Genomic DNA, 16,563 nt, shown 5'->3' with positions numbered 1-16,563 from the left:
AAATTATTTTAATAATCTTTAAGTTGCGAATCATTCGCGGAAAACTCTATATGCAACTCATTCGCATTAATATTTTTGTAAAGTCTCATGACAGATTTATCTTCATCTCGGCAGATACCTACATCTTCTTTTATGTTTGGCTTGGCTATGGGGTGGGGTACACTTTCATTGCTAACAGGGGATGCATACGCAGCGTCTGCCGCAGCAGAAGGGCAGTCTCTTAAAAATCAGAAGGCCCCGGAAGCCATAGATGCTTCATCCAAAGCAACTCTTGCCACATCCGGTAAGAAAGGGCCGCATTCTGCCAAGCAGAAAGATGGCTCAGAGGCAGAGGAATGGGTGGTTACTGCATCCCCCATGAACACGCTTCGGACACCCATGGGTATTAGCCGAATGCCGCATGATGCTTTGCATACCCCGCAAACTATTAACGTGGTGCCGCAAATTCTCATGCAGCAGCAGAATGTGAAATCTCTGGATGAGGCTCTTAAAAACGTTCCGGGTATTACGGCTTCCGTTGGGGAAGGTGAAGGCGGAATGGCAGGAGATCAGTTTCTGATCCGAGGCTTTGCCGCTCAGAATGATATTTATGAAAATGGCTTACGCGATTTTGGTGTTTATACGCGTGATAGCTTTGATTACGAAAATGTGGCCGTTATTAAAGGTCCATCATCACAGGTATTTGGTAATGGCACCACAGGCGGCGCTATTAATATTACAACCAAAACACCCACATTAAAAAATCATATTCGTGCTTCGTTTTCTGGCGGAAGCGGACAATATTATCGTGGCACATTGGATTTTAACCGCATGCTTACGGATAGTATTGGTATCCGTATTACAGGCATGGGGAATGAAAACAATACTGTCGGGCGAGATTATGTTTATTCTCACAGATGGGGTATTTCACCGTCTATTACATTCGGTATGGGAAAAAAGCTTTCTTATACCCTAGAATACTTTCACCAAACAGATAATCGTGTTCCAGATTACGGTGTGCCTGTGCTGAAAAAACCGGGAGCGGCTTATGGCAAACCAGCCACAGAATATGGTGTCAAACGCACCAATTGGTATGGCACCACGTTTGATCAGGATAACTCCAGTGTGGATATGCTAACAGGGCGTTTGAAGTGGGAGGCTTCTCCCTACGTTACTGTGTATAATGATACACGCGGTGGGCTTTATAGCCGGTATTTTTCTGCTTCACAGGAAGGCTGCACAAGCAGTCAGCTCTCTTATAATGCCAGCGGTGGGCTCAAGAATGGGGCTGCCTATAATTGTAATACCGATTTCTTTGGTGGGAATGCGGCAGCGGCCAAGCTTTCCAGAACTGGTGGCGTGTTTGGGCCAAATCCGTATCAGCAAAATGATTGGTCTGTGCAAAATGTGCTTTCTGCAGTTGCCAAGTTTGATACAGGTAGCGTGAAGCACGAAATGATTGGCGGCGTAGATATCATGCATGTGTATGATCGCCGCGAAAATTTTGCCTATAATAATGCAGTTGCGCGTCAATACGTAAATCTTCTGGATCCATCTCCAATCGTGCCGGGGCTGAATGTTGTAAATGGGTCCTCTATGCCCGGAGGGTTGGTCAACACAGCTACAGCCGGGCAGAAAAAATGGAAAACAGGCGATGCAACAGATGTAGGGGCTTTTTTTTCAGAACAGGCCCAGCTTGCCCCGTGGTTTTCTGTTAGGGCAGGTTTTCGGTGGGATCACTGGGATACGCATTACAGCATGACTGGCGGAAGCTACGCCAAACCGGATGTGCATATGGGGCAAACGCAGGATACATTTAACCCTAACGTGAGCTTAATGTACACGCCTAATGATCACGGCATGATCTACTTTAACTGGTCGGAATCAACAACGCCATTGGGCTTGTATGTTACAAACAGTTCTGAACCATTGAACTTGAAGGATCAAGGCTCCAAACCAGAACGTAGCCGGCTTTATGAACTAGGAGCTAAATATTCAGCTTTTCATGATCGCATTGGTTTTGCCGCCTCTGTTTTTCGTTTGGAAAAGGGTAATTCCATTCAAACAGACCCAAGCTCTGGTACTGTTACGCCAACCAGCGATACGCAGCGCAACCAAGGTGTGGAGCTGAGTGTTTCTGGCATGATCATGAAAAACTGGAACGTGATTGCCACTTATGCACGGTATGATAGCAAAACGCTTTCTGGCACAGCCACAGATGTTGGTAAGCAGGTGCAGTATGTTCCCAGAAACCAGGCAACAGTTTGGACAACATATGAGATTGCGCCTTCTAAGCCCTACAATTTTCTTGTAGGCGGAGGGATGACATGGCGGGAAGGTGTGTTTCTTGATAACGCCAATACAGCGCGTGTTCCAGCAAACCTAGAGTTTGATGCAGTTGTTTCCCATCGTTTCGATCAACATTGGAAAGTTACGATGAATGGTTACAATCTTGCTAATCGTCTGAATTACGGAAATCTGTTCAGTAACCGTGTTACACCATCTATTGGGCGGGCATTTTTGTTCAATTTGGCAGCGGATTATTGATAGGCTTGCGGCCAGAAATAACGGAGGGAGCGTATAAAAAGTGCTCCTTCCGTTTCTAATATAAAAATAGAACATTCATCAATTATTAGAAAAGTTTTTGACTATGTTCCTGCGCATTCCTTCTGTTCTGACGGCTGATGAGCTTGCCTATTGTCGGATGAAGTTGGAGGCAGCGGAATGGACGGATGGGCGGGAAACAGCCGGAGCGCAATCTGCAAAAAGCAAGAACAATCTGCAGTTGCCGCGTCATTCAGAAATCTGTTTGGAGTTGGGTGAAGTGGTTTTGCGCGCTTTAGGGCGAAATGCCACGTTTAATAGTGCGGTTTTACCTTACAAAGTAACGCCTCCTTTATTTAACAAATATGAAGGAGGTATGAATTTTGGTGCTCATGTTGATAATGCTATCCGGGGTGTTTTTGCTGGCGGCATTCATACGCGCATTCGTACAGATGTTTCCTCAACATTATTTTTTTCTGAACCAGAAGAATATGATGGTGGAGAACTGATTATGTATGCCAATGGCACGGAGCAATCGGTCAAGTTGTCTGCTGGTGATATGGTTATATATCCTACCACGGTATTGCATAGTGTCGCACCAGTTACGCGGGGTGTAAGGCTGGCTGCATTTTTTTGGTCACAATCAATGATAGCGGAAGAAAGCCGTCGGCAAATTATGTTTGATCTGGATACACAGATTATATCTCTGCGCGAAAGGTTAGGGGATACGGATCATACTGTTTTAGCACTTACAAATACTTATCATAATTTGATGCGCCAGTGGTGTATTCTGTAATAAATAATTTATAATTACCATAATAAACGTATATTTATCATCATAATTATTTATAGTATTTTAGTATATAACTCTTCTGTATTATTTTTTAATTTAATTATTATCAGCGTGTTGGCCAGTTTAAAGCGTACATGGGTATTCTCATGTGCGCTATTACGCATTGGGTCATGACGAACACGCGGAGGAGTGTGCCGTGTTGTTCCTTAAAAGCGTTCTTCTTTAGCATCATGTGTTCTGTAGGCTGTGCCTCGATCATATGCCTTATCTATTCATAACCCTGCATAACCAGAAATCTTTCTTCATGCCTATTTAGCGTGAAGATAGTTAATAAAAATATGTAAGTTAAAGGGCGCATAATCCCAAAAATTTTAGATATTCTATATTTTTATAAATCATATTTTCGAAAATATCCCTTCCCAAGATATCTTGACATAAATAAATACATAATTACATTAATTATGAATTGAGGTGTGGCGCATTCCAAATCCTCATCCGGTTTTTTGTGATGGTGGGGGTATGGGTCAATGAGTGTGAAAGTGATGATGCAATCTTCGGGCAACAAAACTCTTGCGGGCTTTACGCGGCGCATAAACTTTTGGCTTGGTGCATCTGTGCTGCTTGGTGGCGTTGCTGCCGTATTATTGGTGCTACAACTTACTGTTTTCGCGCAAATTGTTGCTGGTCTTGCTTTTCAGCATCACTCTTTGGCAGATGAGATTCCAGCCTTAAAGTGGTTGGTGTTTTTTCTGGTTGCTCGTGCGCTGTTGCAATGGGCTGCCGATATGGTTGCCGCACAAGGTAGCCTGCGCTTGATCTCTAATTTGCGGAGTGAGCTGTTACAACATTTGTTTAATGTTGGCCCAGTGGGTATGGCCGGCCACGCAACAGGGGCGACAGTTACGGCGCTGGATGCTGGGCTAGACGGGCTGGAACCTTATTTTACCCAGTATATGCCACGTGCTGCCATGATGGTTGTCTTGCCATTTATGATATTGGCAACCGTTTTGCATCTAGATGGCTGGAGCTTCCTAATTCTTGCCTGCACTGGGCCGCTTATTCCCGTTTTTATGGCGCTGGTTGGGTATCGGGCACAGGCGATTATGGATCGACAATGGACCCAACTGCTTCTGCTGGGTTCATCCTTTCTGGATGCATTGCAAGGAATGACAAGCTTACGGTTATTTGGCCGTGCGCGGGATGCTGTTGCTGCGGTGACTGACATGGCAGATGAATATCGCTGCACAACTATGTCTGTCATGAAAGTGGCATTTCTTACCTCTGCGGTATTGGAGTTTTTTGCCAGCCTGTCCATTGCTCTTGTGGCTGTTGTGTTTGGTGCCCGTTTGCTAGAAGGAAAAGCAGATTTTCAGTCTGCTTTTCTGGTGCTGCTTCTCGCACCAGAATATTTTATGCCTCTGCGGGCTTTTTCTGTCAGTTATCATGCACGGCAAAATGCAACTGCAGCTATGGCAGGTATTAGCAAACTGTTTGCGCTCCCAGCGATGGCGGCACGTCATGAAAATCAGCTCCTTACAGAGACTTTGGTATCTGTAAAGTGCGAGAATATGTCAGCAGAATATGAAGCAAACAGACCAGTTTTATCCAACATAAACTGCACATTTGCACGTGGCACACTCAGCCTGATAACCGGCGAAAGTGGCGCAGGTAAAACAACGTTAGTGCGCCTGCTGCTTGGCCTATTGTCACCCGTTACAGGGCGCATTGTTGCGGAAGATGCTTGCGGCATAGCACATAAGAATTGGCAATCTAATATTGGCTGGGTGCCACAACGGCCTTGTCTCGTACATGGCACAGTGGCGGAAAATTTACGCATGGCAAACCCACAAGCAGATATTGCAAGCCTTCGCAATGTAGCTCGACAAGCCGATGCGCTCTCATTTATCGAAGCTTTACCTCAAGGTTTTGATACTTTGATAGGTGAGCGTGGGACATGTCTTTCTGGTGGGCAGGTACAGCGGCTGGCATTGGCGCGTGTGTTGTTGCGGAAGCCGCAAATTCTCATTCTGGATGAACCTACTGCCCACCTTGATCTCGAAAGTGAGCGACGTGTGGCGACTGCCATCGCGCATGTTGCAACCCATTGTATTGTCATCGTGATCGCTCATCGTGGGGCAATCATCACTCACGCACAGCAAGTATTGAGGGTGCATAAGGGGCAGGTTTTTAGTGGTCCACATCTGTTGGAGCACGCAGCATGACGCAGTTTTCACGCCTTGCAGTGCTTATGAGACCTATCCGGCGTGAAATGCTGATGGGGCTTGCTCTGGCAGTGTTGGCATCTCTGGCTAATTTTGGGCTGTTGTTTCTGTCTGGATGGCTTTTGGCGGCTGCGGCTGTAGCCGGACTTGGAGGGATTGTTGCGCAAAATGCCTTCAATATTTTTCTGCCCGCGGTAGGCGTCAGGTTTTTTGCCACTGTGCGTATTCTTTCTCGGTACCTAGAGCGTGTGGTGACGCATGATGCCACGCTGCGGTTTATTGGGCGTGTGCGGGCATGGAGTTTTGAGAGCCTTATACCTCAGGCTCCAGCTGTTCTGGCTCGGCAACGTAGTGGGGATATGCTGTTCCGCTTTGTGTCTGACACAGACCGGATGGGGCAGTTTTATCTGGAAGTCATCTTGCCTTTTGCTGTGGCGGCCATTTGTTGCACTGCATATGTGGTGATAACAGGCCTTTTTTCTGTTTCAGCCGCCTTGGTGCTGGCGACAAGTCTTTTGTTGTGCGGAACCATCATCCCGTTGATAGCGGCCAAATTTTCAGCATGTGCAACCGCACAGATCAGCCTTCAGCAAGACATTATGCATGCGGATCTGACAGAGATATTACAGGGCATGGGTGAATTTATGTTTCTTGGCGCTGCAGGCAGCGTGCAGGAGCATATTGCACGCCAACAAACCAATATTCGCGTATGCCGCCAAAAAGTGTTGCTGCTGGAAGGAGGTGCTCGCTTCCTAATTACTCTTATCGGCACATTAAGTGCAGTAGCAATGCTGGCTCTTGCTATGCATGCTTATCATGCAGGCACTCTTTCTGCGGCATGTTTGCCTATGCTGGCGTTAGGTGGGCTTGCTGCGTTTGATGTTGTGGGGCCTTTGCCAGCAGCATGGCAGTTACTGGGGCATGTGCGTGTGGCAGCGCAGCGCGTATTTGCTGTATGTGATCAGCCCCCATGTGTGCCTCTGCCTGCTGTAACAGCCTCTCCAGTTCAACCATTGGATCTGTGCTTTTGTAATTTGGGAATGCGTTACCCAGAAGCAAAGTACTGGGCGCTTCGGCATGCAAATCTGTTGATCCGGCAAGGGGAACATGTCGCTCTGGTTGGTTCATCAGGGGCAGGTAAAAGCACGCTGATAAATCTGCTGTTCCGTTTTTATGATTATCAGGAAGGAACAGCCAGTTTTGGCAACGTTGATCTGAAAAACGTAGATGCAGATACCATGTCGCAACATGTTGGCATTGTTGCGCAGGACTTTCACCTATTTCTGGGCAGTATTCGGCGTAACCTGATGATCGCCCGCTCCAATGCCACAGAAGATGAAATGTGGCGGGCGTTAAAAATTGCGCAGCTAGCCGAGTTTGTGCGGGCTGAGCCAGCAGGGCTTGATACCTTGGTTGGTGAAGAAGGTATTTGCCTTTCTGGCGGCCAGGCGCGGCGGTTGGCCATAGCGCAGGTTGTGCTGCGTGCGCCTGCATGGATCATTTTAGATGAGCCAACGGAGGGGCTGGATGCACAGACGGAGCAGGATCTTATGGCTGCCTTACTTGCTGCACTACCGCCGCAGGCAACCATCATGTGCATTACCCACAACCGCAAAGTGGCGGGATTGATGGACCGTATCGTGCGCGTTGCAGAAGGCCGGTTTTATGAGGTCGGGAGAGCGCCATGATCCGACGATGACCTGATCCTCCCCAAACCTTTATTTGCTTTTACCGTAATCAGGAGATCTGACGGTGGAATTTATTGATCCCAATGTCGTTGATCTGTCGCGCTTTCAATTTGCGCTGACGGCATTGTACCATTTTATGTTTGTGCCGCTTACCCTCGGCCTTACATTTATGCTGGCAGCTATGGAGACAGTTTACGTTGTTACTGGCCGGCAGATTTATAAAGATATGGCGCAGTTTTGGGGTAAACTGTTTGGAATAAACTTTGCCATTGGTGTTGCAACTGGCATCACAATGGAATTTGAGTTTGGCACCAATTGGTCCATGTATTCTCATTTTTTCGGGGATATGTTCGGTACACCCTTAGCGATTGAAGGCCTTATGGCCTTTTTTATGGAATCTACATTTGTAGGTCTCATGTTTTTTGGTTGGGATAGGCTGAGCAAGCAGGCGCATCTGGCTATCACTTATTTGGTGGCGTTGGGCTCTAATTTATCAGCCTTATGGATTTTAATTGCCAACGCCGGGATGAATATGCCCGAAGGTGCACATTTTGATCCTGAAACAATGCGGATGCAGTTTGAAAGTTTTGTAAATCTGGTTTTCAATCCAGATGCACAAGCCAAGTTTGTTCATACATCTGTTGCTGGTTACGTCTCGGCAGCAATGTTTGTTATGGGTATTAGTGCTTTTTACCTACTACGCGGTCAGCATCGGCAGTTTGCGGCACGTTCGTTCCGTATGGCAGCGCTATTTGGCATTATCTCCACTGTGGCTGTTATTACGTTGGGAGATGTATTGGGCCGGTTGGATTATGAAAAACAGCCCACCAAAATTGCGGCAATCGAAGGCCTTTGGCACACCAGTAAACCGCCGTTTGAACCGTGGATTTTGGCGGCTTTGCCAGATGATGCCAAGCAGGAAAACCATTTTGAAGTTGGTGTGCCGCTTGTGCTCACTCCACTGATTACCCATACGTTTGACCAACCCATTACCGGTATGCATGAGCTGGAAGATGCAGCCGGACCGCGTATTCGTGCGGGTATCGAGGCTGTGAGCGCTTTGCGCCGCTATGGTGTTACGCATAGCGATGCAGATCTCACTCTGTTTACACAGCATGAGCAGGATATGGGATACGGCCTGTTGGCCGCACGCCACGCCCCCAATCAGGATGTTACGAACATTCCCGAAGATCAGATTGACGCTGTGGTGAAAGCAACTCAGCCCGATATTCTCCCCAACGTATTTGTTACGTTCTGGTCTTTTCGGTTTATGGTATTTCTGTCTCTATGGTTTTTCGCGCTGTTTGCCATCTCAGCCTATGTCAGTCTGAAACGTCGGCTAGAGCATAACAAGCTGCTTCTAAAACTTTGCATGTGGTCAATTCCTTTGCCAATTTTGGCAACAGAATTTGGATGGATTACTGCTGAAGCAGGCCGTCAGCCGTGGACAGTGTTCGGATGGTTGCCCACCTTCCTTTCCGCCTCAAGCCATGGTGTGTCTTACATGGTGTTTTCGCTCATTGGTTTTGTGCTGCTTTATAGCGTGTTTATTGCTGCAGAACTTTACCTCATGTTCAAGTTCGCGCGTCTGGGGCCAGAACACGACAGCATGGAACCACATGCTCAACTGCATGCTCCCAAACCGTCAGCCTTTGACATGCACCCTACGGCCTCCTGACAGGAAACGGTGATATGGAACTTTACGCGATACTGAAGATAGTTTGGGCCGTTATGTTGGGTGTGTTGTTTATTGGCCTTGGCACCATGGTTGGTATGGATATGGGGGTAGGCACATTGCTGCGCTTTATAGGGCGCAATGATGCCGAACGCCGTACAGCACTCAACATTATTGGCCCGCATTGGGATGGTAACCAAGTCTGGTTTATTTTAGGGGGAGGGGCAATTTTTGCCGCTTTTCCTACACTCTACGGCACATCATTTTCGGTTTTTTATGTGGTTATGATTACCCTGCTGTTCAGCATGATTTTGCGGCCTGTAGCGTTTGAATATCGTTCCAAGGCAGATAGCAAGTTGTGGCGCGCAAGCTGGGACTGGGTATTTCTTGTTTCGGGCTTTGTGCCAATGTTTATCTATGGCGCAGCGTTTGGGAATATTCTGGAAGGAGTAGGATACCATTTTGGCTGGACGGGGCAGTATTATCAGGATGAATCCTTCCTGTCTTATCTGCTTAATCCCTTTGCCGTTTTATGTGGTTTTATGTCTGTCAGCTTAAGTATTTATCAAGGCGGCGCCATGCTGATGTTGCGGGCTGATAATCCCATTTGGGCACGTGCACGGCATTATGCCATTGCCGGAGGTATATTTGCGGCCATCCTGTTTGTGGCTGGTGGCATATGGATGCAGTTTCTGCCCGGATTTGTTATGACAGGTCCGGTTAATCCGGCCATGCCAGCAAATCCTCTACATGGTCAATCTGTGGCAATTGTTGCTGGGGGGTGGATGCATAATTTCCGTCATCATCCTGCCTTATGGCTGTTACCACTTATGGGGGTAAGCTGCATGCTGGCAGGTTCTGCAATGCTGACGGCTGGGCGTACTGTGGTTGCGTGGTGGTTAGGTTTGGGCGCATGGGCCGGTACTATCATGACAGTCGGCTGTGCTATGTTTCCATTTCTTATGCCGTCTTCCACCGTGCCAAACCAAAGTTTGACGGTATGGAACAGCACGGCAAGTGAATACGGCTTAGGCTGCATGCTGGCCGTTGCTGCCATTTTTGTGCCGATTATCCTATCTTATACTTCGTGGTGTTATTACGTCATGCGCGGGAAGGTTCATACCGCTGATGTCGTTAATGATACCCATAGCTACTGATTGTGAGGTCGTGATGACAAAGCTTTTGCGTCTGGCCGGTCTGGCTGTTGTTCTTGTTGTTTCTCTGCTGTTTGCCGTGTTTGTGGGGGATCAGGGGCCATGGTATTTTGCGTGGGTGATTGGTACGGTCATGATCATCCTGATTTCCGGGGCCGGGGCAATTATGCTGGATGCCCAATCCAACCTTTCATCCGATGAGGAAATCTAACCATGATGGGTGATCTTGAGCGGATTATTTTCTTTATTCCCGTTGTATATATGGGCCTTTACCTGATTGCTTACCGGTGCGGACGGCGTTGGTTTCCATAAGTAAAAATGCGCCACCCAGCAGATGCGGGTGGCGCGATTATGAGGTTAAGCAGATAATATAGCTGGCAGGGTGTGGAACTCCCTGAGATGTTCGGATGTTACACACGCACTACGCATTGACCAGACGATCATGCTGTTGTGCTTACGCTTGCTTTATTCTTGGTTTGTCTTCCAAAAAATAGGGCAAAGGTTTTTTTGTTGGGTGCATGATCTTGGTCGTAACATAGAACCGAGAGAATGTTATGAAAACATGGGTGTGCTGGGGCGGTGTCGGAGTGCTGAGCCTTGCGGTTATGAGTGCCGCTGGGTGGAAACTTTTGCTGCATCCAGAAGCAGCAGAGTTGCCCATTGCAGCCGGGTTGGGCCCTAGTCCTGATCTTCCCAAACCCAACCATACCTTGTTCCCAACAGTTAATATTGCAACGCCTATGGGGTGGTCGGGCACACAAACACCATCGCCCGCGCAGGGGTTGGCTGTTACAGCTTATGCAAAAAACCTGAACCACCCCCGATGGCTCTATAAGTTACCCAATGGTGACATTCTGGTGGCCGAGAGCAACTCTCCCAAAACGGACGTTAAAAGCGTTAAAAATCGTATTGCCGGGCTTGTAATGGGCAAGGCCGGTGCGGGCGATAGCAGCCCGAACCGGATTATTCTGCTGCGTGATACATCAGGGAGCGGAGCCGCAGATACGCGCACGGTTTTTCTGGATCATCTTTATTCTCCCTTTGGAATGGCGCTTATAGGGAATAATCTGTATGTCGCTAATGCCAATGAGATTTTGCGCTTTCCTTATCACGATGGTGATACGCAGATTAATACACCCGGCACCAAAGTGGTGGATCTACCTGCTGGATATAACCATCATTGGACCAAAAACTTGCTTGCAAGCCCAGATGGCAGCTTTTTGTATGTAACTATCGGATCTAACAGCAATGTTGCTGATAATGGAATGGAGGTTGAAGAGGGCCGGGCACGGATAGACAAACTTGACCTGTCCACAGGAAAGCTCACTCCATATGCAACCGGATTGCGTAACCCAAATGGCTTGGCCTTTGAGCCAGACAGCGGAGCCCTATGGGTGGCGGTGAATGAGCGGGATGAAATAGGGAGTGATCTTGTGCCCGATTACATTACCGCCGTGAAGGAAGGCGCATTTTATGGCTGGCCTTACAGTTATTACGGCCAGCATGTTGATAGCCGTGTTTCACCTCAACGTCCGGATCTTGTAGCGCAAGCGGTTGTGCCTGATTATGCTGTTGGTGCGCATACAGCTTCTATTGGTATTGCGTTTTCTCATGATGCCATGCAACTCCCTGACGTATGGCGGCATGGATTGTTTGTGGCGCAACATGGATCTTGGAACCGTAGGCCTAAAAGTGGCTATAAGGTAATCTATGTGCCGTTTGCCGATGGGCGGCCAGCAGGAATGCCTATTGATGTGCTTACGGGCTTTTTGACACCAGATGAATCACATGTGCATGGCCGACCAGTTGGTCTTGCGTTTGATCGTGCAGGCGCGTTGCTGGTGGCTGATGATGTTGGCAATGTTGTGTGGCGTGTCATAGGCCAGAACCCGTAATGATAATTGTTTTGAATACCTTTCCTGTTATTCATGATGATAAAATAAATATCACAGTTATGTGATTTTGGTGCTTAACAGATGCGTATGTTTTCAACGTGATGGAAGCGTACGCGCCGGCTATCTATTTGTTTGCCAAGAAGTCTGTATGGCTTGGCCCGGCCTTCCTAATATGGTGGCGATGTATAGTTAATGAATTTACAACAATGTGTGTAAATTTTAGTCAGGCCATAATGATGACGGATAGCAGTGGGATATCTTACCATGTCAGGAAGGTACGGGCGTTGCATGCTGTCGTGTGGCGCACGCGAAATATGATTTAGGGATGATTATGGAAAATCAGGTTCATTCAATTTGGTCGCAATTAAGCGGGCTGTTGCCTGTATTGTTAGGGTATGCAAGCCAGTTTGTTCTGGCATTGATCGTTCTTTTTGTAGGCTGGAAAGTTGTTAACGCTGTAACGCGGGCAATGGGCCGGATGATGACGGCCAGCCATATAGAACCAACACTGCGTGGTTTTTTGCTAAGTGTTGTTGGCCTATTCCTAAAAGCTCTTTTGCTTATCAGCGTAGCTTCTATGGTTGGCATTGCTACAACGTCGTTTGTTGCGGTGTTGGGTGCGGCGGGCTTGGCTGTTGGTATGGCATTGCAAGGCAGTCTTGCAAACTTTGCCGGCGGTGTTTTGATTCTGCTTTTCCGTCCTTTCAAGGTAGGGGATTCCATTACTGCGGGTGGTAGCTCGGGCACAGTAACATCAATCGAAATGTTCCGCACTGTGCTGCTGGATGCAAACCACGAGATTATTTACGTTCCTAATGGAACCCTCTCAAACAACATTGTTATTAACAGCTCGGAATCAGATCGGCTTCTGGGCTCGGTCAGTTTGCTGATTGATTACAATGATGATCTCGATAAAGCGCGAACACTATTGCTGGGGCTGACAGAGCAAGATCCGCAGGTTCTGAAAGACCCGGCAGCTTCGGTTTCCTTTTTGCCCAAGCCTGCAAATATTCAGGTTACTCTGGGGTTCTGGTGTGCTCCTGGTGATGTTTCCTCTCTCGTGGCAAAATATTCCGAGGATTCAATCAAGGTGCTTCAGCGGGAAGGTTACCGCTTGGGGGTAACTGCACGAGCTGCCGCGTAATTCAGGGTATTCTTGTTAGGAACTTAATAAGAGCCATCTGCTTAGGCGAAGGGGTAGGCATTGTCCTACCCCTTTCTGATTCTATGGGGTGTTGCGTGTCTTGCGGAGGATCCAGCGGAAACTCATGGGATTACGTACTTGCAATTTATTCTTAGTTGCTAGATAAGGCGCAGGCTATTCCCATGCAGTGAGCCTTGCCATGAGTTTTCGTGTGTTTTGTTTGAATACGCTTTGTGTTTCCAGCTTGCTTGCAGGCATTGCAGAAGGCGTTTTTTTTCCTGGTTATGTGCAGGCAGAAGATATCAAGCCGTCACATAAGCCAGTTCATGCACCTCTTTCGGATACAAAACAGCCAAGTGCAGGCCAGACAAAAAAAACGATACAGGGGCAAAACAAGCAAACAACAGATACAGTTGCAGCCAAGCAAGAAGATCTGGTTGTTAAAGCATCGCGCAGTAACCGTATGTATGTGACGAATGGAGGAGATCTGGGGGTTTTAGGGCATAAAAAGGGCTTAGATGTTCCGTTTAATATACGAAGCTATAATTCCAGCCTTATCTTGAACCAGCAGTCTCAAACGCTTGGTGATGTTTTGCTGAATGATCCAACCGTTCGCACAACTATGGGGTATGGTAATTACGCCCAGCTTTTCCAGATACGTGGTTTTACCCTGTATGGCGATGATATTGCGATTGATGGCTTGTATGGCGTTACACCGCGCCAACTTGTTTCTCCTCAGCTCTATGATTCAGTGCAGGTTCTTAATGGCGCCAGTGCGTTTTTGAATGGTGCGGCGCCGGGCGGTTCTGCCATTGGCGGGAATGTAAATCTTATTCCCAAACGTGCGGCATCTACCGATATCACCCGCGTTACAGGTGATTATACAAGTAGCGGGCAGGGCGGTGGCGCTTTTGATTTAAGCCGTCGGTTTGGTAAAGATCGCGCCTATGGTTTCCGCTTCAATGCTGCTGGCATGGATGGTGAAACACCTATCAAAGGAGAACGGCATGATGACATTGCCCTTGGCGGTTCCTTTGATTGGCATAATGATGATACGCGCATCAATATGAATATGAACTACCAGAAACAGCAGGTTTTTGGTGGGCGTAGCGCCATTATTGTTTCCAGCCTTGCAACAGATATGCCTACACCAAAGGCCACATCTTCCTCCAAAAACTGGGGGCAGCGCTGGGCTTACACAGATCTCTCCTATCTGTTTGGCACGCTGAATATTGAACATGACTTTGGCGAGCACATTACCACCTACGCAAAGTTTGGTGCCCAAAGTGGAAACGAAATGGGTAATTACGCCACAACCACACTAAGCAATTCTCGTACAGGGGATGGCTCTGTGGGGGCTATGGCGGATGCTTATAATGTTATGAACGAGGCAACGCAGGCTGGGGTGCGTGCTCATGTAAATACAGGCTTTATCAAGCATGAAATCAATGCGGGTGGTTCTGCAATCTGGGAAGAATCAGACGCAGCTTATGCTATGAGTCTGGTAGGGGAGTCCGGGAATATTTATCACCCAACTCAGTTTACGCCCAATGAGACGTTTGCCGGAGGCAATTTGCGCAACCCCGGGCGCGTTTCATGGAACAAACTCTATAGCTTGTTTTTGTCTGATACGATGACATTCTGGCATGACCGTATCGCGTTGACAGGTGGCTTCCGGTATCAGGATATCCTATCAGATTCCTATAATTACGGGAGCGGAAGTCTGCTTTCGCATTATAATGCTTCAGCTTTTTCGCCTGTTATCGGCCTTGTAGTGCATCCGGTTAAGAATGTTGCGTTGTATTTCAACCGTATTCAGGGGCTTTCTGCTGGCACCACTGTTGGTTCTACCTATGTAAATGCAGGGCAAACCTTTGCGCCGTATCAGAGCACGCAGTACGAGGTTGGTGCCAAGTACGACGTGGGGCGTTTTTCTGCCGGTGTCGCATTTTTCCAGACATCCATGCCGTATGGTATGACAGAACCTTACGGAGATACAGGTGAATCTATCTATACCCAAAGCGGCAAGCAGAGAAACCGGGGTATGGAACTGACATTTAATGGAGAAATCCTGCGCGGGTTGCGGTTTAACGGAGGCCTTACGCTGATTGATGCCAAACAGGTGCATACAGCCGGAGGTGAATATAATGGCAAGACCGTTATTGGTGTTCCAAACTATACAATTAACGGAAATCTGGAATATGATGTGCCCTTCGTAAAAGGGCTAACGCTTGTTGGCCGTGTTGTTAGTACTGGCAAGCAGCAGTTCAATAACGTCAATTCAGCCCACCTGCCTGCATGGTCTCGGTTTGATCTGGGGGCACGTTATACCTTTTTGGTTCATAACAAGCCCCTTACGGCACGGTTTGAAGTCGATAACGTTGGAAACCAACGGTATTGGGCTTCTGTTTATCAGAGCGATCTGGTTATGGGGGATCCGCAAACATTTAAGTTTTCTGTAAGTGCTGATCTCTGATAACGGTAGATGAGAAAATAATACCATTTTTTGCCGGATGTTGCTCAATAGACAGTGCAGCATCCGGCTTTATTTATGGGTAAATGCGATTTATTACTGTATGGACCATGAATTTTTTCTAATAAAGGGAGTTCTAGAATTTTTAAAAGTTTTTTGTAAATAAAAATTATTCAATAGCAGAATTGTTCTTTGATTGCGTGAAACCTTTAGTAAAGGGCGCCGTTCAACATAGTGCGTACTTTGCGGATGTATCTTTTTTCAAGAAATTACCGCTTTCAAAAGGACAATACTCATGAAAAAGACGTACTTTCTTGTTGCGGCTTTGTGTGTTGCGACGCCAGCATTTGCAGAATCTTTACCAGAACGAACCGGCATAAATTCTGCAATGGGTATAGCCCCTAAAACGGATGATTTTATTCAAGGGGCTGTATGGAGCGATCTTTTCGAGATTCAATCCAGCCAACAGGCACTTTCAGAACCTTCTCTTAAAGATTTTGCATCTAAAATGATAGAAGATCATCATAAGACATCAGCAGAACTGAAGCAGATTGTAAGTGATAACAACATAAACAATATGATTCCGGTTGACGTTGATGTATCAAGCCAAAAAAAGCTTGATACGCTCCACGGCCTGCATGGTGAAAGCTTTGTGCGGCGGTATAGGCAAGATCAGATAACGGCGCATGAAAATGCTCTCTCACTTTTCCAGCGTTATGCAAAAAATGGGGATAATCCTGCCTTGAAAAAGTGGGCCGCAAGCACTGTGCCAACGCTTGAAGAGCATCTGAGACTGGCAAAGAACTTGCCTCAGTAAATTTGTATTTTTATGTGAGTTGTAGAATGCCAGCGTTCTGGCTGGAAATTTCATACCGACGTGATAAGCACCTTGGTATGTCTTTTTCTTCTAGGCTCAGGACTCATTCTTTGAGATAGAAGATGACGCTTGCTGCGATATGGATTGCAGACATGAAGGTATGAGCGCACCGGTCATAT

At 47.3% G+C, this 16,563-nt stretch carries 11 protein-coding genes; all 11 read left to right on the top strand.

What is annotated here, in order from left to right; genetic code table 11:
* Positions 1-87: 87 nt before the first annotated feature.
* The gene (locus FKW31_RS04850) at positions 88-2,526 is read left to right on the top strand and encodes a TonB-dependent siderophore receptor (RefSeq protein ID WP_150177961.1); all 2,439 of its coding nucleotides are present in this window, start codon (positions 88-90) and stop codon (positions 2,524-2,526) included.
* Positions 2,527-2,629: 103 nt separating this feature from the next.
* Complete coding sequence (locus tag FKW31_RS04845; protein WP_150177960.1) at positions 2,630-3,319, top strand: Fe2+-dependent dioxygenase; 690 nt, start codon at positions 2,630-2,632, stop codon at positions 3,317-3,319.
* A gap of 530 nt (positions 3,320-3,849) precedes the next feature.
* Positions 3,850-5,538, top strand: a complete 1,689-nt coding sequence (cydD, locus tag FKW31_RS04840; RefSeq protein WP_193562045.1) for a thiol reductant ABC exporter subunit CydD — start codon at positions 3,850-3,852, stop codon at positions 5,536-5,538.
* Positions 5,535-7,226 carry a thiol reductant ABC exporter subunit CydC gene (gene cydC, locus FKW31_RS04835; protein ID WP_150177958.1) on the top strand — a complete coding sequence of 564 codons (1,692 nt, stop codon included), beginning with the start codon at positions 5,535-5,537 and terminating at the stop codon, positions 7,224-7,226. Before cydD ends, cydC begins: the two co-directional genes overlap by 4 nt.
* Before the next feature lie 64 nt (positions 7,227-7,290).
* Positions 7,291-8,904: a cytochrome ubiquinol oxidase subunit I gene (locus tag FKW31_RS04830; protein WP_150177957.1), complete on the top strand. Its 1,614-nt coding sequence runs from the start codon at positions 7,291-7,293 to the stop codon at positions 8,902-8,904.
* Between the two features lie 14 nt (positions 8,905-8,918).
* Positions 8,919-10,058, top strand: a complete 1,140-nt coding sequence (cydB, locus tag FKW31_RS04825; protein WP_150177956.1) for a cytochrome d ubiquinol oxidase subunit II — start codon at positions 8,919-8,921, stop codon at positions 10,056-10,058.
* 13 nt (positions 10,059-10,071) lie between these two features.
* Positions 10,072-10,266, top strand: a complete 195-nt coding sequence (locus FKW31_RS04820) for a hypothetical protein (RefSeq protein WP_019087756.1) — start codon at positions 10,072-10,074, stop codon at positions 10,264-10,266.
* Between the two features lie 343 nt (positions 10,267-10,609).
* A complete protein-coding gene (locus tag FKW31_RS04815) occupies positions 10,610-11,950 on the top strand; it encodes a sorbosone dehydrogenase family protein (protein WP_150177955.1) in 1,341 nt (446 codons plus the stop codon).
* Positions 11,951-12,275: 325 nt separating this feature from the next.
* Positions 12,276-13,094 (top strand): mechanosensitive ion channel family protein, encoded by an 819-nt coding sequence (locus FKW31_RS04810; protein ID WP_081461466.1) that lies wholly within the window; start codon positions 12,276-12,278, stop codon positions 13,092-13,094.
* Positions 13,095-13,293: 199 nt separating this feature from the next.
* Positions 13,294-15,570, top strand: a complete 2,277-nt coding sequence (locus tag FKW31_RS04805) for a TonB-dependent siderophore receptor (protein WP_150177954.1) — start codon at positions 13,294-13,296, stop codon at positions 15,568-15,570.
* Positions 15,571-15,862: 292 nt separating this feature from the next.
* The gene (locus tag FKW31_RS04800) at positions 15,863-16,384 is read left to right on the top strand and encodes a DUF4142 domain-containing protein (protein ID WP_150177953.1); all 522 of its coding nucleotides are present in this window, start codon (positions 15,863-15,865) and stop codon (positions 16,382-16,384) included.
* Positions 16,385-16,563 lie beyond the last annotated feature (179 nt).

It is taken from the genome of Acetobacter sp. DmW_136, assembly GCF_008690365.1.
GTDB classification, from domain to species: Bacteria; Pseudomonadota; Alphaproteobacteria; order Acetobacterales; family Acetobacteraceae; genus Acetobacter; species Acetobacter oryzifermentans.
The sequence above is the reverse complement of the archived record's forward strand: the minus strand, read 5'-3'. Positions and strand labels throughout refer to the sequence as shown.